Raw genomic sequence first — 21,685 nt, 5'->3', positions numbered from 1 at the left:
CAAGACGGTCGTATCGCTGAGGCCCACGTCGCTGGCGACAATTTCCCATTTAGTTCCGCATGCAGGAAGTTCGCCACTCGCTGCACGTCGCCAGAAGAAATTGGACAAAGCAATGTACTTCCAACTTTTTCTTTGTAAACACCCTCCGGCACCGCCCATTTCCCTTTTGGAACTCATGTACACTTGGAAATTACTAAAGATTTTTACATATAATACTGAACCGATTCATAGATACCCATATGGGTGAACCACAGATCAACTAAAAGCCGCCTTTTTTAACCGGTTTGCTAACTGGAATGCCGTCCCGGCAGGGCCGTATCTTTGAGCCTTGATGTGTTTTCAACACGCGGGAGGCCGCCATTCCTAGCAACCATCACATTCTGATCCTGGTCGAGAATCTGCCGGTCCCGTTCGATCGCAGGGTATGGCAGGAAGCCCGGGCCCTAAACGACGCCGGTTACGAGGTGTCCGTGATTTGCCCCAAAGGAAAGGGGTACGACAAAAGCTATGAAGTTCTGGACGGCATCCATATTTACCGGCATCCGCTTCGGGAAGCCACCAGCGCGACTGGCTACTTGAGAGAGTATTGCCTCGCGCTGTTTCATCAGACACGTCTTTCATTCCGCGTCCGGCGGCGCCAGTCAATTGACGCCATTCAGGCATGCAATCCCCCGGATCTGATGTTCCTCGTTGCCCTGATCCACAAATTGCTGTTCGGCACCCGCTTTGTATTCGACCATCACGATCTCAGCCCGGAGCTCTACGCTACCAAGTTCGGACGCAAGGACATCTTTCACCGATTGCTCTGCTTCTTTGAACGGCAGACCTTCCGGTTGGCCGATGTCAGTATTGCGACAAACGAGACGTTCCGCGACATTGCAATCTCTCGCGGTGGAATGGCCCCCGATCGTGTAGTTGTCGTCAAAAGCTACCCAGAAGCTTCACGGTTCCGGCGCACAATTCCTGATCAGTCGCTCGTTGTCCCCGGCAAGCACCTGGTCGGCTATCTCGGCATTATGGGCGAACAGGACGGGGTTGAGACCATGGTCCGCGCCCTCGCCGAGATTGTCCATCATCGCAAGAGAGACGATGTCCACGGCCTCATCATTGGTGACGGTCCGGAGCTTAGCCGACTGAAAAAGCTCGCGACCGACCTCAACCTTGGCGATACCGTTCGCTTCAGTGGCTATTTGAGTGGCCAGCCCCTCATGGCTCACCTGTCTGCACTAAACATTGGAGTCATTCCTGACCCACCCAATGAATTCAACGACAAGCTCTCAATGAACAAGGTCTTTGAATACATGATGTTGGGCCTTCCCATCGTTCAGTTCAATCTTCGGCAAGCCACGCGTGATGCAACAGAAGCGGCGCTCGTGGTTAAGGAGCATTCGCCAGAAGCACTCGCAACCGGAATTCTCGCGCTTGTGGACGATCCACAGTGCTGCGCGGAGATGTCAGCCGTCGGGCGATCTGTCGCCGATCGTGAGTTCCAGTGGGCGAACGAAGCTCGTCGCTATCTGACGGCCTATCGCACAGTATTTCGCAGGAGATTGGGCGTCGATGATAAGCGTCATTATCCCGCATCTTGACCAGCCCGAATTGCTTCGACGCTGCTTGATGTCGCTGACACTCAAGAATAACCCTGGGCTTTCGTTCGAGATAATCGTGGTGGACAACGGGTCCAGAGAGATGCCAGCGGAGATTTGCGCTGCCTTTCCAAATGTCAAACTGCTGTCGCAACCAGTTCCTGGTCCGGGCCCCGCCAGAAATCTTGGTGTAGCAAACGCTGCGGGAGACACCTTGGCTTTCATCGATGCTGACTGTGTTGCCGCAGACGGTTGGCTAGATGAAATCACGCATCAGTTCTCCGCTGATAGAAGCAAGTCCATCCTTGGCGGAGACGTACGGATCGGGTGTGACGATCCAAAGCATCCGACGCTTCTCGAAGCCTACGAAAGCGTATTCGCGTATCGCATGAAAGAATACATCGAAAAGCAAGGGTTTACGGGAACGGGCAATCTGGCAGTACGCACGGAGATTTTTGCCTCGATTGGCAATTTTGGTGGCATCGATATTGCTGAGGATCGTGATTGGGGACAACGGGCGTTGGGGAAAGGCTATCGGACACATTATTGCGAGAGAATGATTGCCTACCATCCGGCTCGCAAGAGTTTTTCTGAATTGGGCCTGAAGTGGCAACGACACACTGCCCACGACTTCGCCCGTGCAAAGGGACAGCAGGGCTGGAGGTTGCGCTGGATATTGCGAGCCGTCGCCGTTGCTCTTTCTCCCGTTGCAGAATTAAGGCGAATCTGCGTTTCAGACCGATTGAACGGTTGGAGGGCGCGCGGCCTTGCCTTCGTCGGTCTCGTTCTTATCCGTAGCTACAGAGCCGCAATCATGCTTTCGCTTTCCTGTGGCGCGACCAATGCGACGACGCTGAGCCAACGTTGGAACCCGCGGTCCGTGTCTGGAACTCCTTCGAAGAATACGTAAGCACCGATCAAGTTAATGCCCGTCGAAAGGTAAGGGGCCATGCAGAGGCTACTCAAAGAAAAGATTGCCCTGCTTGGTCTGTCGGTTCTAGTCGTGTTTGTGCCGGTTGCCCGCAGCGCGCTGGCAATCGATCGCAACTCGTTCCCTGGCCCGAACAATACGGGCGTGCCCAAGGGCACCGAGCTTGCGCCCTATACCGGTCCGTGCGGCATAACGGAACCGAATACAGTGATTGATTCCAAACGCGTGACCTGCGACTTGTACATCAAGGCGCCCGGCGTTCGAATAACGCGAAGCACGACAAATCGGATCGACGTCGATACCCCTGGCGCCTCCCTTACGATCGAGGACAGTGTCGTCAATGCCGGAAGCTGGCAGAGCGCTGCCCTTGGTTATTCGAACATGACCGTGAGACGTGTCGAAGTAAAGGGTGGGGGGGCAAGCATCCATTGTTCGCCGAACTGCCTCATTGAGGATTCTTGGTTGCATGGCCAATACATGCAGCCTGAACAGCCGCAACACCTCGGCGGCTATGCGGCCTTTGGTTGGGGTGATGTCACGCTTCGTCACAACACGATAGGATGCGACGTGCCGGATAATGATGTTGGAGGTGGATGCTCCGGGAGCGCTCAGATCTATGGTGATTTTGCGTCACTATCGAGATTCACCTTCGAGCATAATCTCTTTCTGGCAACACCGGGTGGTTTTTGTACATCGTTCGGACTGAACCATGGCAAACCATTTGGCGACAATCCCACCTATATTGTGGTTGTCGACAACGTGTGGGAACGAGGACCAAATGGCAACTGCGCCGTCTATGGACCAACCACCTCTTTTTACGATGGGGGAGAGGGCAACATATGGCGGGGCAATGTCTGGGATGATGGGACCCCGCTGGAGGCTCGATAACCGCCGGCGAATGACAATCAGGCTCCGAAGCCGCCGCCCGTTGGCGTCGTGACCGTAATGGCCTCGCCGGCTTCCAAGACCGTTTGATCGCTTGCCTTCAGCGTCTCCACGCTGCCATCCAGGCGAAGCACTCTCGTTGCGCCCAGACGACCGTCACCGCCCCCGCTTATGCCGCGAGGCGGCTGGTTGCGATGGGAGGACAAGATAGCGCATTCCATCCGCTCGAGAAAGCGAATGGTTCGTTCCGTTCCGTCGCCCGAGTTCCAGGTGCCTTTGCCGCCTGAATTCGGCCTGATGTGGAAATCTTCCAGAAGAACCGGGAATCGAAGCTCCAGGACCTCCGGATCGGTGAGCCGCGAATTCGTCATGTGCGTGTGAACACCAGCGGTTCCGGCAAAGCCCCGGCCATCATTCATCTGTCCTGCCGGAGAGCCCGAGCATATTGTCTCGTAGTATTGGTATTTCGCATTTCCGAAGGTCAGATTGTTCATCGTTCCCTGCGCATTGGCCATCGCCCCCATGGCGGCGAAGAGCGCGTTGGTGACATGCTGCGATGTCTCGACATTTCCGGCGACAACCGCTGCCGGATAAGCCGGTTTTAGCATGCAGCCGTCGGGGATTATAATCTTGATCGGCCTCAGGCAGCCGGCGTTCATCGGAATATTGGCTTCGACCATCACGCGGAAAGCATAAAGAACGGCAGCGCGGGTGACCGGCTCGGGCGCATTGAAATTGTTGGCCTGAACCGCCGAGGTTCCAGTGAAATCCACGGTCGATTCACGGCTCTGGCGATCGACTGTAATCTTGACCCTGATCAGCTGACCGGTGTCGGTTGGATAGTCGTACTGGGCGGTGTCCGGCAACCGCTCGATGACGCGGCGCACGCTTTCAGCCGCATTGTCCTGGACGTGTCCCATATAGGCTTCGACCACCGACAGGCCGAAATGAGCAACCATTTTGCGCAGTTCCGCCACGCCCTTTTCGTTTGAAGCAATTTGAGCCTTTAGATCGGCGATGTTCTGTTGCGGATTGCGCGCCGGATAAGGATGATTTGTCAGGAGCTCGAGCAGTTCGGATTCACGGAAGCGACCGCGTTCGACGAGTTGAAAGTTATCGAAGAGAACACCTTCTTCCTCGACGGTCGTTGCAAGCGGGGTCATTGAGCCCGGCGCTGTTCCGCCAACATCGGCGTGATGCCCGCGCGAAGCAACATAAAACAGGATCGTGGATCCTGCGTCATCAAACACAGGCGTGACGACTGTTATGTCGGGGAGATGTGTTCCGCCGTTGTACGGGGCGTTAAGAGCAAACACATCGCCCGGGTGGATGTGCCCTGCGTTCAACTTGATTATTGTCTCTACTGACCGGTCCATGGATCCCAGGTGAACCGGCATATGCGGTGCATTGGCTACGAGCGCGCCGGTTCGGTCGAAGACAGCACACGAAAAATCCAATCGTTCCTTGATGTTGACGGAATAGGCGGTGTTTTGAAGTGTGACACCCATCTGTTCGGCGATGGACATGAAGAGATTGTTGAATATCTCCAGCATGATCGGATCGGCATCGGTCCCAAGGGCGGCTACGTTCTTCTTCGCTTCAACACGGCGGAGCAGCACGTGGTTATTCGCGGTGATCTCCGCCCGCCATCCCGGCTCGACGACGATTGTTTGATTGGCTTCGATGACAAGTGCCGGGCCGAGTGCCTGGCAACCCGGAAAGAGATCCTCTCGCCTGAAGACGCCGGTATCACGCCAGGAGCCTTCGAAGAAGACTGGCCGAGTTTCTGAGGCACGGGCAGGACTTGCCGCCGCCTCGTGACTTGTCTCCTGATTGCGGCCCTCGGATCGGTCGGTTCCCTCGACGCTCACGGATTCAACGACGACCGTTTTACCGTCATAGACGAAGCCGAACTGCGCCTTGTGCGCCCGCTCGAAGTCGGTCCTGGCATCGGATATCGAACCAAGGCCAAAATCGACCGGGAGCGCAGTATCCGTACCCTCGTATCGCAAGGCGAGGACGGGCCTGAACTCCATTGCATCGGGCGAAATGCCTTGCGCCTGCAATTCGTCACGAACACCGATCCTCAGGGTTTTGATCAAGCGGTCAAGTTCTGGGAGCGACGCTTCCGAAAGAGGCTCAATGAACGCTTGTTGACGGGATGCGAAGATCGATGACAAGCCCATGCCGTAAGCAGACAGCAGACCGGAAAAGGGGTGAACCAACACCATCGACATGCCGAGGGCATCGGCAACAAGGCAGGCGTGCTGCCCACCCGCACCACCGAAGCAGTTCAGAAGGTATCCTGTCACGTCGTAGCCACGCTGCACCGAGATTTTCTTGATGGCATTGGCCATATTCTCAACCGCGATCTTTATGAAGCCTTCCGCGACGCTCTCCGGGCTGTGTCCGCTGGCGGCTTGCGCGGACATTGCCTCGAACTTCTCGCGCACGGCCTCGGTATCGAGTGGTTCGTTCTGGGCCGGCCCGAAGATTGCGGGAAACAGATCCGGCTGCAGTTTTCCGAGCATGACGTTGGCGTCCGTTACCGCCAACTCTCCGCCACGACGATAGCAGGCGGGTCCGGGATTGGCGCCCGCCGAATCGGGACCGACGCGAAAGCGACCTGTTTCAAAATGAAGGATGGAGCCGCCGCCGGCAGCGACGGTATGAATGCGCATCATCGGCGCGCGCACTCGAACGCCTGCAACTTCGGTATCGAAGACGCGTTCGTACTCGCCATCATAATGGGCCACATCGGTTGAGGTGCCCCCCATGTCAAAGCCGATAACCTTATGGAACCCCGCAAGTTTCGCGGTCTCCACCATACCAACCACACCGCCAGCGGGCCCCGAAAGGAGTGCATCCTTACCCTGAAACATATGGGCGGCGGTCAGGCCTCCCGAGGACATCATGAAATTCAGTCGCGGCGACGTTTTCCCGGCCTGTTCTACTCCGAGTTCGCTTGCCACCTGTTGAACATACCGAGATAGAATGGGCGAGAGATAGGCGTCGACGACCGTCGTATCGCCCCGGCCGACGAGCTTGAGCAACGGCGAGACCTCATGGCTCACCGAAATCTGTTTGAATCCCGCTGCCCGGCAGAGATCGGCGACCACTTTCTCGTGCTGCGGATATTTGTAGGAGTGCATGAACACGATGGCGACCGCATCAATCCCATCAATCCTTGCTCTGGCAATTGCCTGCTCTACAGCGCTCGTCTCGAGCGGCACCTCGATCGAACCATCCACGCGAATGCGTTCGTGGACTTCCACGACCTGCTCGTAGAGCTGTTCCGGCAGAATGATCTCCTTGGCGAAAATGTCGGGGCGTGCCTGGTAGGCAATCCGAAGCGCGTCGCGAAAGCCCTTGGTAATCAACAAGATGACCCTGTCCCCCTTGCGTTCCAGAAGCGCGTTGGTCGCCACGGTCGTGCCCATGCGAATGTCGCCAATGCGATCGGACAGTATCTTGTCCGTCGGCCCGAGACCAAGCAGGCCTCGAATCCCGTGGATCGCAGCATCGCGATAAGATTCCGGATTTTCGGAGAGCAGCTTTCGCGGATGCAAACTGCCATCGGGTGCACGGCCAATAATATCCGTGAAAGTGCCTCCTCGATCGATCCAGAAATCCCAGGCCCCATCAGACATGTTCCACGCTCCCGTGCCGGACGCCAAAAAAATCGCAGTCGGTGCCGCGCTCGCTCACCCAGACAATGTACAATTTGCCTTGCGCATTCAATGTGCAGGCATCCGTGTTTGCGATAACTCAAGCTATATCGCTTTGGGCCTCTTTCAAATTGCCGCATTGGGATCTATTGCTGTGCTCCGTAGAGACGTTCGCGTCAGCGAAGGAGAAACGGTTGCAGGCGAGATACGCGATGATCATGCGGTGGATGTTGCGCATGACCTGCGCCATCGCGCTGCTGTTTGTCGGCTTCGCCCATCAAACGCCGTCTTTTGCCAAAGGCGCCTTCGTTCCCTCCGAGTTTGCAGAGTATGTTCTGCCAGACGGCACGCTTCCCGTTATCTGCATCGCGGGCAAGGCAGACGGGATGAGCAAGCATGATACGGCGCAGCAAGCGCAGGGTTGTGAGGCTTGCCGGATCGCTGCGTCGGTCCTGTTGCCAGTCCCTGACAATTATCGGGATAAACGTCCTCGTATCACGACCGCTGCCATGCGGCCCTACGACGTGGACGTTTCTTTCCGGCGGATCCTGCCGCCGAACACCGGTCCGAGGGCACCTCCGGCCATTTCTGCCTTTGCTTGAACAAGCATTTCGGCTCATGCCGCGATGCTTGTTACAGTGGCCACTGACCTGCGCTTAGGTGCAGTTGGCCGGAAGCAGATCGCACCCGTATCCAATTATCCATTTCGCAATGACCTTTTTCTCTCTGCCGTCGTGCATCGTCGCGAGAGATGATCCTGTCAGGAGCACCTATGAAGAAACTGATCATACTGATCACAGGCCTGATCTTTGCCGGCCTGTTTGCCGCAATCGCGTCCGCCAATGACATCAAGGTGGGCGCCATCGACATCGGCCACCCCCGCACTCGAGCCATGGTGCCGGGTGCCAAGGTCGGGGGTGGCTACCTGAACCTGACCAACACCGGTTCGGCCGATGACAGGCTCGTCAGCATCACATCCGACCGGGCGGCAAAAACCGAAGTTCATCAAATGAGCGTCAACAACGGCGTCATGACGATGCGCCCCGTCGCTGGCGGCCTCGTCATTCCCGCTGGTCAGACCGTCGAGCTGAAGCCGGGCGGCTTCCACATCATGTTCATGGACGTCGCGCAGCCATTCAAGCAAGGGGAGACGATCAAGGCGACCCTGACCTTCGAGAAGGCTGGATCGGTGGATGTCGAGTTTACAGTCGGTAGCGCCGGCGGAGCGAATGCATCCGCAAAAGACGGCCACTCGGATATGGGTGGCATGGACATGTCAAAGCCGCAATAGGGGCCGCGACCGGCAGGCTCGCGTGCTCTACCGCATCAGAACCATGATCAGACTACGAGATAGGAACATGTCCAAACACAAACGCTTTGCCGCATTGTCGGCCCTTGCCCTCGTCATATTTGCCGGGCAAGCTCTTGCACACGCTCATCTGACCGAGAGCGTACCTGCCGACAAGGCAACCGTGGCAACCGCCCCAGCCGAACTCGATCTGCACTTTTCCGAAGAACTGGATCTTAAATTCTCCGGCGTGAAAGTCATCGGCCCGGACAAGGCTTCAGTGAAGACCGGCGACGCCATGCTGATGGATGAAGGAAAGACCTTGATGGTTCCTCTTTCGGAAAAGCTCGACCCCGGCGCCTATGAAGTGGAATGGCACGTTCTTTCCACAGACGGCCATAAGACCACGGGCGCATACGGCTTCACGGTCAAGCCGTGACACCCGACGCCGCGCTCGTCCTTTGCCGCTTCCTGTTCTATGGTTCCGCCATATTTTTGTGGGGCGCATCAGCCTACATCTGCTGGATTGCGCCAGCAGATCTGGCGGCACAGGTGGGCCGACGGATCCGTCATTGCTATGGCCTCTCAACGCTTCTGATCATCGGCACGACCGCGTCCCTGCTCCCGCTGCGAGCGGCTGCGATCGGCGAGGGCTGGGCCGACGCGCTCGCGCCGCAAATGCTATCCTCCGTCCTTACAGGGACCAATGTCGGGCAGGCCTGGATTACCCAGGCTGGTGCCGCCGGACTTTTGATCGTGTCTTGCATGGCAACGGGCCGTTTCAGATACGGTGCCCGTGCGGCTAGCGCCGCGTTCCTGCTCGTCAGTCTCACGCTCAGCGGCCATGCCGCAATGCACAGCGGCTGGTTACGCATGATGCATCGTCTCAACGATGGGATTCATCTCCTGTCGGGAGGCGCCTGGCTCGGCGCCTTGGTCCCCATCGTCGTCACCTTGCCGTTATTGAGAGATACCCGATGGCAGCAGGACGCACGGACGGCGTTGATGAGGTTTTCAACCGCGGGTCACGTTGCCGTGTCACTCGTCATCACGACCGGCATCATCAATACGGCCTTGATCGTCGGATCCGTTCCGCTGGACTGGCAGCTCGAGTATCAGCTTCTGCTCAGCATCAAGATCCTGATCGTGTTCGCCCTGATTGCGCTTGCGATAGGCAATCGCTACCTTCTTGTTCCAAGGCTTGCTCGCAACCCGTCGCTGCAGCCACTCACGTGGGCGACTTGTGCCGAAATCGTCCTGGGGTTGGCCGTGCTTGGGCTTGTCGCCGTGTTTGGCATGCTGCAGCCGACTTGAGCGGTCGATGCTGAACTACGTCAAATGACGGTGTCGCTGATCTTTTTGCTTTATCCCCCTGATCCCGCGTGCCATTTTCCGGACAACTTGCACAAAGTAGGGGCCTCCCATGTTTTCAAAGATTTCCAGATTTAACGCCGCGCTCGTGGTTTGCGTCCTTGCTCCATCGCTCGCCTTCGCCCACACCGGCGTTGGCCAGACAGTTGGCTTCGCCCATGGCTTCACGCATCCCGTCTCCGGGCTCGATCACGTGCTGGCGATGATCCTGGTCGGCGTTCTTGCCTGGCAGCTCGGCGGCCGTGCGCTGTGGCTCGTGCCGACCACCTTTGTCTCGGTGATGGCGATCGGCGGCGCACTCGGGATGATGGGAATTTCCGTTCCATTTGTCGAAGCCGGAATTGCTTTTTCCGTGATCGTCCTTGGTGCCGTCATCGCGCTGGGTATCCGCGCTCCCTTCGCCATCGCAGCCGGTGTCGTCGGCCTTTTTGCTATCTTTCACGGACATGCGCACGGCTCCGAAATGCCCGCGGCTGCAGGCGGCATTGCCTATGCGGCAGGCTTCATGATGGCAACCTCAGTGCTTCACATTACCGGCGTCACGCTCGGCTACCTGATCGGCAAGATCAGCGAGCAGCAAGGAACCATCGTCATGCGCTCGGCTGGCGGCATTGCCGCACTCGCGGGCATCGGGCTGCTTACCGGTCTCATCTAACAAATCGGCTGCCCGGCCAAAAGGCCGGGCACGGCCCTCAGCGCACCCCGATACCGGCCGTCAGACCTCCATCGATACGGTGATCCGATCCGGTAATGAACGCAGCCTTGTCCGAGGCCAGGAAGGCCGCAAGTGCGGCCACCTCTTCGGGTTCCGCAATGCGGCCAAGCGGATGCGCCTTTCCGAAACGCCGAAATACCGCATCGATATCGGCATCCTCTCCTTCGAATGTGCGCGCTGCCAGCTCCAGGATCGGCGTGCGCACGGAACCGGGGCTGATCGACACGACGCGTATATTGTCTGCCGCAAAGTCGATCGCCATCGCCCGCGTCAATGCGTGTATCGCCCCTTTCGACGCGACGTAGGCAGAAACGCCAGGCTGGCACGCAAACCCTTGAACACTTGAAATATTGATGATCACCCCACCTCCGCGCTTGCGCATCTCGGGCACGCCATGCTCGGCTGTCAGATGGATCGAGCCGACATTCACCGCCATGCAGCGCATGAACGTCTCGAAGGGTGTATCGGTGGCGTTGCCGTAGGGGTGCACCGCCGCCGAATTGACGATGATATCCACGCCACCAAACGCTGCGACAGATTCGGCAAAGGCATCAGCCACGCTTGCCGGGGCGGAAACATCCGTTCGGATAACGCGCAGGGCCAGACCGTCCTCCACACCGATCTCGGCAAGCTTGGTGTTCGCCTTTTCATCGATGCCAAGGCAGGCAACGGCCGCGCCCTCGCGCGCCAGATGCAATGCGATCGCGCGTCCGATTCCGGTTGTCCCAGTAACGATTGCGATCTTTCCGGCATATTCTCCCATCAGCCTCTCCCGCTGTTCGGCATGCTCATTCAACAATGAACTCAAGACCGGCGCTGAGATGCCGATCCATGTGATAGACAAAGGCAATCCGGTCGCGACAGCGCAGAGCCTGCAGAATATCGCCGTGCTCGGCTACAACCGCCTCCAAAGTCAGTCGCTGCGATTTTCCGGCGAGCATCAATCGCTGGATGACAGGCTTCAGCATTCCATAGGTTTCCGACAATGTGCGATTGCCGGCAGCTTCCACAAGTAGGCGGTGGAACTCGAAATCGAGCTCGGAGGCTCGCTCGGCGTCTTCCGCTGTCAGGATGGCTGCATTGACTGCTTCCATCTCGGCAAGTGCCCCTCCCGTCAGACGGTCAGCAAGCAGATCGAACAGGTTCATTTCCGTCAGTCGCCGATAGCCCTGGATATCGCGGAAGGCGTCGACGGAAATCTCCATGGCAAAGGAAAAGAGATCGCGCATGGCGTTCTGATGCTGGTCAGTCAGCACGGCGCCGACCTTCTGCCTGGATTCGGCGACCCCATAGGCCTTCAAGGTGCGGAAGGCTTCGCGCACCGTATTTCGGCTGGAATCGAACATCGCGGCCAGCTCGACTTCGCTCGGCAGGACGTCGCCCACCCCGAGCCCCCGCTCGCGGATGAGGCTGCGGATTTGTCGGACGACATCATCTACCGCCGAGGCGCGATTGCTGAATTGCACAGTGAAAAGCTCCGTTTCCCGGAAACCTAATATGTTGGCCTTATTTTGGCAATCGTCGCTTTAAGCTTGCTACGATCAACTAAAGTGCGCTTAATTGTCCAACATATTACGGAGGTAGTCTGTCATGCTGGAAAGTTGGCGCTGGTTCGGACCGCAGGATCCTGTCACATTGTCCCATGCCCGTCAGGCCGGCGCGCACGGCATCGTAACCGCGCTCCATCATATCTATGACGGCCGGGTCTGGACGCCGGATGACATTGCCGAACGCATGGCCCTGGTAAGAAATGCCGGCATGGTCTGGTCGGTGTGCGAGTCGATCCCTGTCAATTCGGCGATCAAACTGCGAAACGAAAACTGGCGCCGTTATGTCGATGCCTGGAAGCAGAGTCTTGCCAATCTCGGCAAAGGCGGCGTGCCTGTGGTCTGCTACAATTTCATGCCCGTCGTGGACTGGACGCGCACCAACCTGCTCTACCCGACGCCTGTTGGCGGCCTGGCGCTTCGCTTCGACATGATCGATTTCATCGCCTACGACGTCTTTGTCTTGAAGCGTACTGCGGCCGAAGAGAGCTACAACGCTCCGCTCGTTGAAGCGGCGCGCCAGCGATTGGCAGGCATGAGCGAGGAGGATGTGGATACCCTCGAGAGGAATATTATTGCCGGCCTTCCAGGCGGCGAGGACAGCCACACGCGGGAAACCATCCGCGGGCATATCGCGTCATTCGGCGAGCTCTCGGACGACGACATGCGCGGCAATCTGGTCGAGTTTCTAAAAGAGGTCGTGCCGGTAGCCGTCGAAAACAACGTACGTCTCGCAATTCACCCGGACGACCCGCCCTTCTCGCTGTTCGGGTTGCCGCGTGTCGTCTCGAAGTCGGAAGATATCGAGACCATCCTTGCAGCGGTCGATCATACTGCCAACGGCATAACCCTCTGTGCCGGATCCTACGGCTCGCGCCACGGCAACGACGTCGTCGGCATGGCGAGCCGCTTTGGCGAGCGCATCCACTTCGCGCACCTGCGAAATGTCAGCAAGGAAGCGGACGGCTCCTTCATCGAGTCCGAGCACCTCGGCGGCGACGTCAACATGGTCTCGCTGATCTCGGTGCTACGTCGGGAGGAGCGCCGACGGGCCGCGTCCGGAAGGGCAGACAGCGTCATTCCGATGCGCCCCGACCATGGCCATCTTCTGATTGACGACCAGACAAAGATGGTCAACCCGGGCTATTCCTGCATCGGCCGGCTGAAGGGCCTGGCGGAACTCCGAGGCGTGATTGCAGCGGTGGATCAGTTGGACGTTCAGACTGCATAGCTCTGGCCGCATGGCGACACGGATAGCTGGCGGATATCGCGCATCTTTCGACTTACAGCGTCCTCACGCACTGCGGCGCGCATCGAGCGCATGGCGCAAAGAGTTCCGCACGATCGATGGCGTTGCCGGCTTGCTGACGACCCCCAGTGCTCCGTGAACACGGCCAACGACCGCCGCGGGGTTGCTGGTCAGGAAGACGACCGTTACGCCAAATTCATCGACGAGCCGTTGACCAATCTCTGGGCCAGTCGCGCCGTCAGCCAAGTTGACGTCGACAAAGGCGATGTCGGTCTGCGCGGCTAGTGAGAAAGCCTGCCTTCTGTCGGTTGCGACACCGACGACATCGAGCCCCATGTCCCTGACTGTTGTTTCAAGATCCAGCGCGACGAGATAGTCATCTTCAACGATCAAGACGCTTTCACGCGGGGTGCCGCCTGTCCGGCGTTGTGTTCCGACATCGCTGCCCATGATTGCCCCTTGTTTCTGCTTATTTTGCAACACTGATTACGCACAACTGCATGTTGGCGAGCGGATAACGGCATTCAGGACAATATGTTCCGCGCTGAGGCGGATTCGTTCGCCAATAGATCGCTGTTAACGCTAACAAACCGTTAAGGACAAATGTGAGGAGCAATCAGAGGTGGCCGATTGGGAATTCATGGGCCACTCGGATATAGACCGTGTATAGCAGCGTCCCCCATCTGTCCTCGCCCACTCTTGGTTCCTTCCGAAACAACGCTCTGGCCAAGTTGACAATGGGTTGTGGAGTGCGGAGAGTGCACTCTGGACCAGCGCCAGTCACCTTGGGGGGACCTATGTCTGTACGCGCGTTTTTCGCCATAGCCGCAGTTGCTCTCGCCTCAATCACTCCAAGCCTTCCGGCATTTGCGGCAGACGCAAAACGTGAAATCCAGACAATCCAGGACGCCGATTACTTCGGCTTCGATCTGCGGACCGAACAGAACCTTACGCTGGATCAATGCAAAACATCCTGCATCGGCGACAAGTCCTGCAAGGCCTTCACCTATAATCCGAAGGTGAAGTGGTGCTTCCTGAAGTCCGACTTCAAGACGATGAACGCCTTCCCGGGCGCTATCGCCGGCAAGATAGTCGAAACTGCCGCCGCAAAGCCGGAGCCGGATATCGGGGCCGCGCCCCGGCTCGGCTTTCTCTCCGGAGATGTGAGAGAGCAGGCGCGCGATAACAAGGCCAATCTTGAAGTGGCCGACGACCAGCAGGGCCAGAGCGCCGACAGCCTGATCGCCAACGGCCGTCTCGACCTGACGGCAGGCAATGTCATTGATGCCGTGAAATCCTTCCGAAGTGCGCTCGCACTTTCCCCCGACAATGCCGATCTTTGGCTGGAAACGGCGCGCGCCGGTGACAGCTTTACCAAGACCGACGACAACGATGGCAGCGAGATCTACGGACAGGCTGTGCTGGACGCGGTCAATGGCTATGAGTTGACACGAACAGCCTCGGCCCGTGCCGAGGCACTCTCCGTGCTTGCCGCAGCACTCGACAAGAACACCAACTATCGCGCCGCACTCAATGCCTACAAGGCAAGCCTGGCGCTGGTGAATTCGAAGGACGTCCAGGCAGCCTTCCTGCAGCTGAAATCGACGCAAGGATTTCGCATTACCGAGCATACTGTCGATGCCGATAGTGCAAATCCCCGTATCTGCGCGACATTCTCCGAAACCCTGGTCAAGACGCAGGACTATACGCCCTTCGTGACGCTGAACGGTGCAGCCCCCAAGGCGCTCGAGACCAAGGACAAGCAGGTCTGCATCGAGGGGCTGACCCACGGTGAAAACTACAAGATCACGTTCCGCACCGGTCTGCCCTCTTCGGTCGACGAAGTGCTCGAGGCGCCTGTCAGCCTCGATATCTACGTCAAGGACCGCACAGCCAGCGTACGCTTCACTGGCGACAGCTTCGTCCTGCCGTCGACGGCACGTCGGGGGATACCGATCGTTTCCGTCAACATGACGTCGACCAATCTCAAGCTCTATCGCATCGGTGATCGCGGCATCGCACCGCTTTTGACCAGCTCTCAGTTCCTCACCCAACTCGACGGCTACAGCGCACAGCGCATCGAAGACGAGAGCGGCGAACTGGTCTGGCAAGGCTCGATTGAGGTTGCCAACGATCTCAACAAGGATGTCGTCACCAGCTTTCCGGTGGATGAGGCGCTGCCCGAGCGCAAGCCTGGTGTCTATGTGCTGACGGCAACGGCGCCGAATGCCCCGGATCAGGATTGGAATGCCCAGGCGACACAATGGTTCGTGGTTTCCGATATCGGCATCACGACATACGCGGGTACCGATGGCCTCAACGTCTTTACCCGCTCGCTCGCCTCGGCAAAGCCGATCGCTGGCGTTGAGCTCCAGCTCCTGGCGAAGAACAATGAAGTACTCGGCACGGCAACGACCGATGAGAACGGTCGGGCGACGTTCACCGCAGGTCTGATGCGTGCGACGGCTGCCCTTACACCCGCTGTCATCACTGCCCGGAAAGGCGGCGCCGACTATGTCTTCCTCGACATGACGCGCGCGGGCTTTGATCTCTCAGATCGCGGCGTCACCGGGCGTGCGTCTCCCGGCGCCATCGATGTCTTGAGCTGGACGGAGCGCGGCATCTACCGCGCTGGCGAGACAGTGCACGCGGCTGCCCTTGCCCGCGATACCGATGGCAAGGCCATCGAGAGCCTGCCGCTGACCTTCATTTTTCTGCGCCCCGATGGTGTCGAGGACCGGCGGATCGTCAGCCAGACCAGCAATGTCGGCGGTTATGCCATCGACCTGCCCGTTCAGGAAAATGCCATGCGCGGCACCTGGACGATGAACATTCACACCGACCCAAAAGGCTCGCCGATCGCGACAAAAACCTTCCTGGTCGATGACTTCGTGCCGGATCGCACCGACATGGAGATCAAGACAGAGGCGAAGGTTATCGGTCCGGAGACGTCAGCGACAATCAATATATCAGGCAAGTATCTCTATGGCGCACCGGCAGCAGGGCTGTCGCTCGAAGGCGATGTCGTGATCAAGCCGACCCGCCAGGCGGACGCCTTCCCGGGCTATTTCTTTGGGCTTGCCGACGAGGAAGCCAGCGAAGAGACGCGCCAGACGATAGAAGGCCTGCCCGACCTCGACGAAGATGGCGAAGGTATCACCGACCTGACTGTCGGCGATCTGCCGGCGACGACGCAGCTTCTGAACGCCACGGTCTATATCCGCATGCAGGAAGCCGGTGGCCGCGCCATCGAGCGTTCGCTCGTGCTTCCCGTCAAGAACCAAAGCCCGATGATCGGCATCAAGCCGGAATTCTCCGGCGACCTTGGCGAGAATTCGATCGCGAACTTCACCATTATCGGCGTTGATGCAGACGGGGCGAAGCAGGCGATGAGGGGCCTGCGCTGGAAACTCTACAAGCTGAACCGCGACTATCAGTGGTATCGCGATGGCACGGCCTGGAAATACGAGCCGATCTACACCGCCGAGCAGGTCGCCAACGGCAATCTCGATGCGTCCCTGGACGGAGCGAAGATATCGTCTCCCGTCGCCTGGGGGCGCTACCGCCTCGAGGTTGAAAGCACGCAGACCGACGGCCCTGCTTCAAGCGTGGAGTTCGATGCGGGATGGTTCGTCCAGGCAACGTCGACGGAGACGCCTGACGGGCTTGAGATCGCGCTCGACAAGGAGAGCTACAAGATCGGCGAGACGGCCAGGCTGAAGGTCTCATCGCGCTACGCAGGCGAATTGATGATCGCGGCCGGAACGGAAAACCTCGTGGCCATCCAGAACGCATCCATTGGCGAGAACGGCGGTGAAGTCGATATTCCCGTAACTTCAAATTGGGGGGCGGGCGCCTATGTCACCGCGACATTGTTCCGCCCCGGCGATGCTCAGGACAGCCACATGCCGATGCGTGCGATCGGCGTGAAATGGCTGAAGGTCGATCCGGCGGAGCGGGCATTGCAGGTAGCGATCGGTGCGCCTGAGAAGATGCTGCCGCGTGCACCGCTGCCGATCACCCTTGCCGTTGCCGGCGCGGGCGCCAACGAGGACGCCTATGTGACGGTTGCGGCGGTTGATGTCGGCATTCTCAATCTGACCCGCTACGAACCACCAAACCCTGAAGACTGGTATTTCGGCCAGCGCCAGCTCGGTCTCGAAATTCGGGACCTTTACGGACGGCTGATCGACGGTTCGCTCGGCGCGACCGGCAAGCTGAGAACCGGCGGCGACGGAGGCGCTGTGGCACTTCAGGGAAGCCCGCCGACGCAAAAGCTGGTTGCCTTCTTCTCTGGTCCGGTGAAGTTGGATGCCGAGGGCAAGGCGAATGTCAGCTTCGACATTCCCCAGTTTAACGGCACTGCCCGCGTGATGGCAGTCGCCTGGTCGAAAGCCGGCCTTGGCCATGCGACGAAGGACGTCATCATTCGTGACCCTGTCGTGGTGACGGCGAGCTTGCCGGGCTTCCTCGCCCCCGGAGATACCTCCGAGCTTCGGCTCGATATCGCCAATACGGACGCGCCGGCAGGGGACTTCAAGCTGACCGTTGCCGGCAACGATGCCGTGCGCATTGGCGAGGCGTCACAGACTGTTCATCTCGAGGCCGGCGCCAGATCAGCCGTGACGCTCGCTGTTACCGGCAGGCAACCGGGCCATGGCAGCGTTTCGATCAATCTCGCTGACGCGGCCGGCCTGTCGCTGGATCAGACGGTTGACGTTCCTGTTCGACCAGCAGTTCTGCCGAAGACCGAACGCCGCGTCCTGGCGCTCAATCCAGCCACCAGGCTGACCGTCGACAAGGCATTGCTGGCAGACAGCGTTCTACAAGGCGCCTCCGTCAGCGTCAGCGTCACGCGTTCGGCCGCCTTCGACATTCCAGCTCTGCTGATGTCGCTCGACCGCTACCCATTCGGCTGCGCCGAGCAGACGACGAGCCGTGCCCTGCCGCTGCTCTATCTGAGCGAGCTTGCGCATGAGGCCGGTCTGGAGGATGACGCCGACGTCAAGAAGCGCGTTCAGGACGCAATCTACCGCGTGCTTTCCTATCAGGCTTCCGCCGGAAGCTTCGGTCTCTGGGGACCTGACAGCGGCGACCTCTGGCTCGATTCCTATGTCACCGATTTCCTGACCAGAGCACGCGAGCAGAAATACGACGTCCCGGATCGTGCATTCGCACAAGCTCTGGAGAACCTTCAGAACGCGCTGAGCTATGACGTCAATGTCAAGGATCAGGGCGACCAGATTGCCTATGCGCTCTATGTTCTCGCCCGCAACAAGAAGGCAGCGATCAGCGACCTTCGCTATTATGCCGATACGATGATCAATGACTTTCCGACGCCGCTTGCAACGGCGCATATCGCAGCGGCACTGGCGCTTTATGGCGATGCGACGCGATCGAAAAACATCTTCGTCGGCGCGTTGCAGATGTCGGAACAGTCCATGGTCACACGCGTCAATCTTTCGAGAACGGACTATGGCTCGATCCTGCGCGATGGTGCCGCAATCCTTGCTCTTGCGGCCGAAAGCCGTCCGGTCCCGCCGGTGGTTCCGGAATTGGCCAAAGCTGTCGCCAAGGAATGGAACCGCAGCAAATACACAAGCACCCAGGAACAGGCCTGGATGCTGCTTGCCGCGCGCGCAATTCAGGGCGGTGATGACTCTATCAAGATCGACGTCAACGGCGCGCTGCACAATGGCGCCTACATGGCGAAGATGACCGGGGATGCCTTGATGGGCAATGCGCTCACGCTCACCAACCAGACCGGCGAGCCTGTCTCGGCGGTGGTGACGACATTTGCTGCCCCTGTCGTGCCGCCGCCCGCCGGCGGTGACGGCTTTGCCATCGAGCGCACCTACTACACGATGGATGGCGAGCAGGCGAATGTGACCGAAGCCAAGCAGAACGAGCGCTATGTCGTTGTGCTGCACGTCACGGAAAGCAACAACTGGCCGTCGCGGATCGTCGTGACGGACCTGCTTCCGGCCGGCTTCCAGATCGACAATCCGAACCTGGTCGACAGCGCGCAACTGACGAACTTCGACTGGATCGGCGAGGTGACGGCGGCCCACACCGAATTCCGCAATGACCGCTTTGTGGCCGCGTTCAATCGGTCGGGAGACGACAATCGCGAAATCAATGTCGCTTATGTCGTGCGCGCCGTGACCCCAGGCACCTACGATCATCCGGCCGCCGTCGTCGAGGACATGTACAGACCACAGCTTTCCGCACGCACCGCGACCGGCAGGATGGAGGTCACCGCAGCGTCGAAATGAAACTTGCAAGGAAACTCGCGATCGGAGGTGCTGCCGGGATCATCCTTGCCGGCACCGGGTTGGTCTTGCTTGACATCGCCGACCGGGCCTTTCCGCCGCCGCTCGACAAGGCGGAAACGGTCTCTGCGGAAACGGTCGATGCCGATGGTCAGCTGCTGCGTGCTTTTGCAACGCCTGAAGGCCTCTGGCGTCTGAAAACCACAGCCGCCGATGTCGATCCAGAATTCCTCAAGATGCTGGTCGCCTACGAGGACCGGCGTTTTTACAGCCATGCCGGTGTCGATCTGCAGGCATTGGCACGTGCCGCCCTGCAGCTCGTTACAAATGGTCGCATCGTCTCCGGTGCATCGACGCTATCGATGCAGGTCGCTCGGCTGATCGAGCCGCGACAGGGCCGCTCGCTTTCGGCGAAGATCCTGCAGATGGCACGCGCCATCCAGATCGAGCGGCGGCTATCAAAGGAGCAGATCCTCGATCTCTACCTGACGCATGCGCCTTATGGCGGCAATCTCGAGGGTGTGCGGGCTGCGAGCCTCGCCTATTTCGGCAAGGAGCCGCGGCGGCTGACCGTCGCGGAAGCCGCTCTCCTAGTCGCTCTGCCACAGCTGCCTGAAAAGCGTCGCCCGGACCGCAACCTCGCGACAGCCGAGATGGCGCGCAAACGGGTGCTAGAGCGTGTCGCTGTCGCCGAGGCTGTCGGTGAGGGTGAGGCAGCGCGTGCTGAAATCGTGCCGGTGCCGTCTCAACGCATGCAGCTTCCGGCCCTTGCAGCCCATGTTGGCGAGGCAGCACGACGCAAGGATCCGAAAGCACGGCAATACGACACGACCCTGAAGAAACAGGTGCAGGCAGGATTGGAGGCAGTTGCGCGCGCCTCCATATCGAAACTGGGTCCGAAGCTTTCAATTGCCATGGTCATGGCCGATGCACAAACGGGCGACATTGTCGGCGAGGTCGGCTCGGCCGACTACTTCGATACCAGCCGTTCAGGCTGGATCGACATGACGCGCGCCAGCCGTTCGCCAGGCTCCACGCTGAAGCCATTCATCTATGGCCTCGCATTCGAAGAAGGCCTTGTCAGCCAGGAGACGATCATCGAGGACCGCCCCGCCGATTTCTTCGGCTACAGGCCGCGGAATTTCGATATGAGCTATCAGGGCGACGTTACGGTGCGCGAGGCGCTGCAATTGTCGCTGAACGTCCCGGCAGTCAAATTGCTTGATGCCGTCAATCCGGCCAAGCTGCTGATCCGTTTTCGCCGCGCCGAGGTGCGTCCCCTCCTGCCCCCGAACGAAACGCCCGGCCTGGCAATCGGTCTCGGCGGCCTCGGCATCACGTTGAAGGATCTGGTCCAGCTCTACACGGCGCTTGCCAATCGCGGCCAGCCGGTCCGCATCGGCGATGGCGTCAACGACCGCCCCGGCAAGATCGATGGCGAGGGAATGCTTGATCCGGTGGCCGTCTGGAATGTCACTGATATCCTCTCGGGCGTCATTCCACCGGCCGGCGCTCCGAAACGCGGGATCGCCTACAAGACCGGCACAAGCTACGGCTATCGCGATGCCTGGTCCGTCGGCTACGATGGGCGCTATGTCCTCGGCGTCTGGGTCGGGCGCCCTGACAATGGCGCTGTCCCGGGATTGACGGGTTACGGCACTGCCGCGCCGATCCTCTTTGAAGGTTTCGCAAAGTCAGGGATTGCGACGACGCCCCTCCCGCGCCCGCCCTTGGGAGCAATACGGATCGCCCAACCAGAACTGCCGATCAGCCAGCGTCGCTTTGCCATCAATCCAAGCGGCCTGCTGGCGACCACAGGCCGTGAACCGGCGCCGCAGATCGTCTATCCACCGGAGGGCGCACATGTCGACCTTGGGGCGAAGAGCGGCGATCTCTCGCCGTTGACGCTGAAGCTGCAGGGCGGACGCGCGCCCTTCCGCTGGCTCGCCAACGGCAAGCCTTTGCCCGATATTTCCCGGCGGCGCACCAATCAGTGGATGCCGGACGGCGGTGGCTACTCAAAGCTCACGGTGATTGATGCCGTGGGCCGGGCCGCAAGCGTCGGCGTCTTCATCGACTGATCATCTGCAGAGAGATCCGTCATATTTTCTCCAGGTATGCCGAATCCAAAACGCGTTGACCGGCTCCAGCGTGGTTCGCCGAACAATCTGGC

The 21,685-nt window shown here is 59.2% G+C and carries 15 protein-coding genes; 11 read left to right on the top strand and 4 right to left on the bottom strand.

Annotated features, from left to right (window positions below):
- Nucleotides 1–359: 359 nt before the first annotated feature.
- Genes C934_RS0110770 through C934_RS0110760 form a run of 3 tightly spaced genes read left to right on the top strand, consistent with a single transcriptional unit; the run spans nt 360 to nt 3,405 of the window.
- A complete protein-coding gene (locus C934_RS0110770; RefSeq protein WP_026371730.1) occupies nt 360–1,589 on the top strand; it encodes a glycosyltransferase family 4 protein in 1,230 nt (409 codons plus the stop codon).
- Entirely contained in the window at nt 1,561–2,496 is a 936-nt protein-coding gene (locus C934_RS0110765; RefSeq protein WP_018856729.1) for a glycosyltransferase, read from the top strand. The genes C934_RS0110770 and C934_RS0110765 overlap by 29 nt, the downstream gene beginning before the upstream one ends.
- Before the next feature lie 39 nt (nt 2,497–2,535).
- On the top strand, nt 2,536–3,405 hold the full coding sequence (locus tag C934_RS0110760) for a hypothetical protein (RefSeq protein WP_018856728.1): 870 nt from the start codon (nt 2,536–2,538) through the stop codon (nt 3,403–3,405).
- 17 nt (nt 3,406–3,422) lie between these two features.
- Here C934_RS0110760 and C934_RS0110755 read toward each other — a convergent pair whose 3' ends face one another.
- Nucleotides 3,423–7,052, bottom strand: a complete 3,630-nt coding sequence (locus C934_RS0110755; RefSeq protein WP_018856727.1) for a hydantoinase B/oxoprolinase family protein — start codon at nt 7,050–7,052, stop codon at nt 3,423–3,425.
- A 245-nt stretch (nt 7,053–7,297) separates the two neighbouring features.
- On the opposite strand from C934_RS0110755, the gene C934_RS0110750 reads away from it, so the two are divergent.
- From C934_RS0110750 to C934_RS0110730, 5 genes are all read left to right on the top strand, one after another.
- Complete coding sequence (locus C934_RS0110750; protein WP_245267941.1) at nt 7,298–7,672, top strand: hypothetical protein; 375 nt, start codon at nt 7,298–7,300, stop codon at nt 7,670–7,672.
- Between the two features lie 170 nt (nt 7,673–7,842).
- Nucleotides 7,843–8,361, top strand: a complete 519-nt coding sequence (locus C934_RS0110745) for a copper chaperone PCu(A)C (RefSeq protein ID WP_018856725.1) — start codon at nt 7,843–7,845, stop codon at nt 8,359–8,361.
- A 67-nt stretch (nt 8,362–8,428) separates the two neighbouring features.
- A complete protein-coding gene (gene copC, locus C934_RS0110740; protein WP_018856724.1) occupies nt 8,429–8,797 on the top strand; it encodes a copper homeostasis periplasmic binding protein CopC in 369 nt (122 codons plus the stop codon).
- Nucleotides 8,794–9,672 carry a copper homeostasis membrane protein CopD gene (gene copD / locus C934_RS0110735; protein ID WP_018856723.1) on the top strand — a complete coding sequence of 293 codons (879 nt, stop codon included), beginning with the start codon at nt 8,794–8,796 and terminating at the stop codon, nt 9,670–9,672. The genes copC and copD overlap by 4 nt, the downstream gene beginning before the upstream one ends.
- A 109-nt stretch (nt 9,673–9,781) precedes the next feature.
- Entirely contained in the window at nt 9,782–10,384 is a 603-nt protein-coding gene (locus tag C934_RS0110730; protein WP_018856722.1) for a HupE/UreJ family protein, read from the top strand.
- Between the two features lie 37 nt (nt 10,385–10,421).
- Here the strand turns inward: C934_RS0110730 and C934_RS0110725 are convergent, their stop codons facing one another.
- Nucleotides 10,422–11,207: an SDR family NAD(P)-dependent oxidoreductase gene (locus tag C934_RS0110725; RefSeq protein ID WP_018856721.1), complete on the bottom strand. Its 786-nt coding sequence runs from the start codon at nt 11,205–11,207 to the stop codon at nt 10,422–10,424.
- Nucleotides 11,208–11,232: 25 nt separating this feature from the next.
- The gene (locus tag C934_RS0110720; RefSeq protein WP_018856720.1) at nt 11,233–11,910 is read right to left on the bottom strand and encodes a FadR/GntR family transcriptional regulator; all 678 of its coding nucleotides are present in this window, start codon (nt 11,908–11,910) and stop codon (nt 11,233–11,235) included.
- 124 nt (nt 11,911–12,034) lie between these two features.
- On the opposite strand from C934_RS0110720, the gene uxuA reads away from it, so the two are divergent.
- Nucleotides 12,035–13,222 (top strand): mannonate dehydratase, encoded by a 1,188-nt coding sequence (uxuA, locus tag C934_RS0110715; protein WP_018856719.1) that lies wholly within the window; start codon nt 12,035–12,037, stop codon nt 13,220–13,222.
- A 63-nt stretch (nt 13,223–13,285) separates the two neighbouring features.
- Here the strand turns inward: uxuA and C934_RS0110710 are convergent, their stop codons facing one another.
- The gene (locus C934_RS0110710; RefSeq protein ID WP_018856718.1) at nt 13,286–13,690 is read right to left on the bottom strand and encodes a response regulator; all 405 of its coding nucleotides are present in this window, start codon (nt 13,688–13,690) and stop codon (nt 13,286–13,288) included.
- Between the two features lie 347 nt (nt 13,691–14,037).
- Between C934_RS0110710 and C934_RS0110705 the strand changes: the two genes are divergently transcribed.
- The gene (locus tag C934_RS0110705) at nt 14,038–19,515 is read left to right on the top strand and encodes an alpha-2-macroglobulin family protein (protein WP_018856717.1); all 5,478 of its coding nucleotides are present in this window, start codon (nt 14,038–14,040) and stop codon (nt 19,513–19,515) included.
- Nucleotides 19,512–21,593 carry a penicillin-binding protein 1C gene (gene pbpC, locus C934_RS0110700; protein ID WP_018856716.1) on the top strand — a complete coding sequence of 694 codons (2,082 nt, stop codon included), beginning with the start codon at nt 19,512–19,514 and terminating at the stop codon, nt 21,591–21,593. Before C934_RS0110705 ends, pbpC begins: the two co-directional genes overlap by 4 nt.
- The last annotated feature ends 92 nt before the right edge of the window (nt 21,594–21,685 follow it).

It is taken from the genome of Rhizobium sp. 42MFCr.1 (assembly GCF_000377185.1).
In the GTDB taxonomy this organism is placed as follows: Bacteria; Pseudomonadota; Alphaproteobacteria; order Rhizobiales; family Rhizobiaceae; genus Rhizobium; species Rhizobium altiplani.
This window is presented reverse-complemented; position numbering and strand designations above follow the sequence as displayed.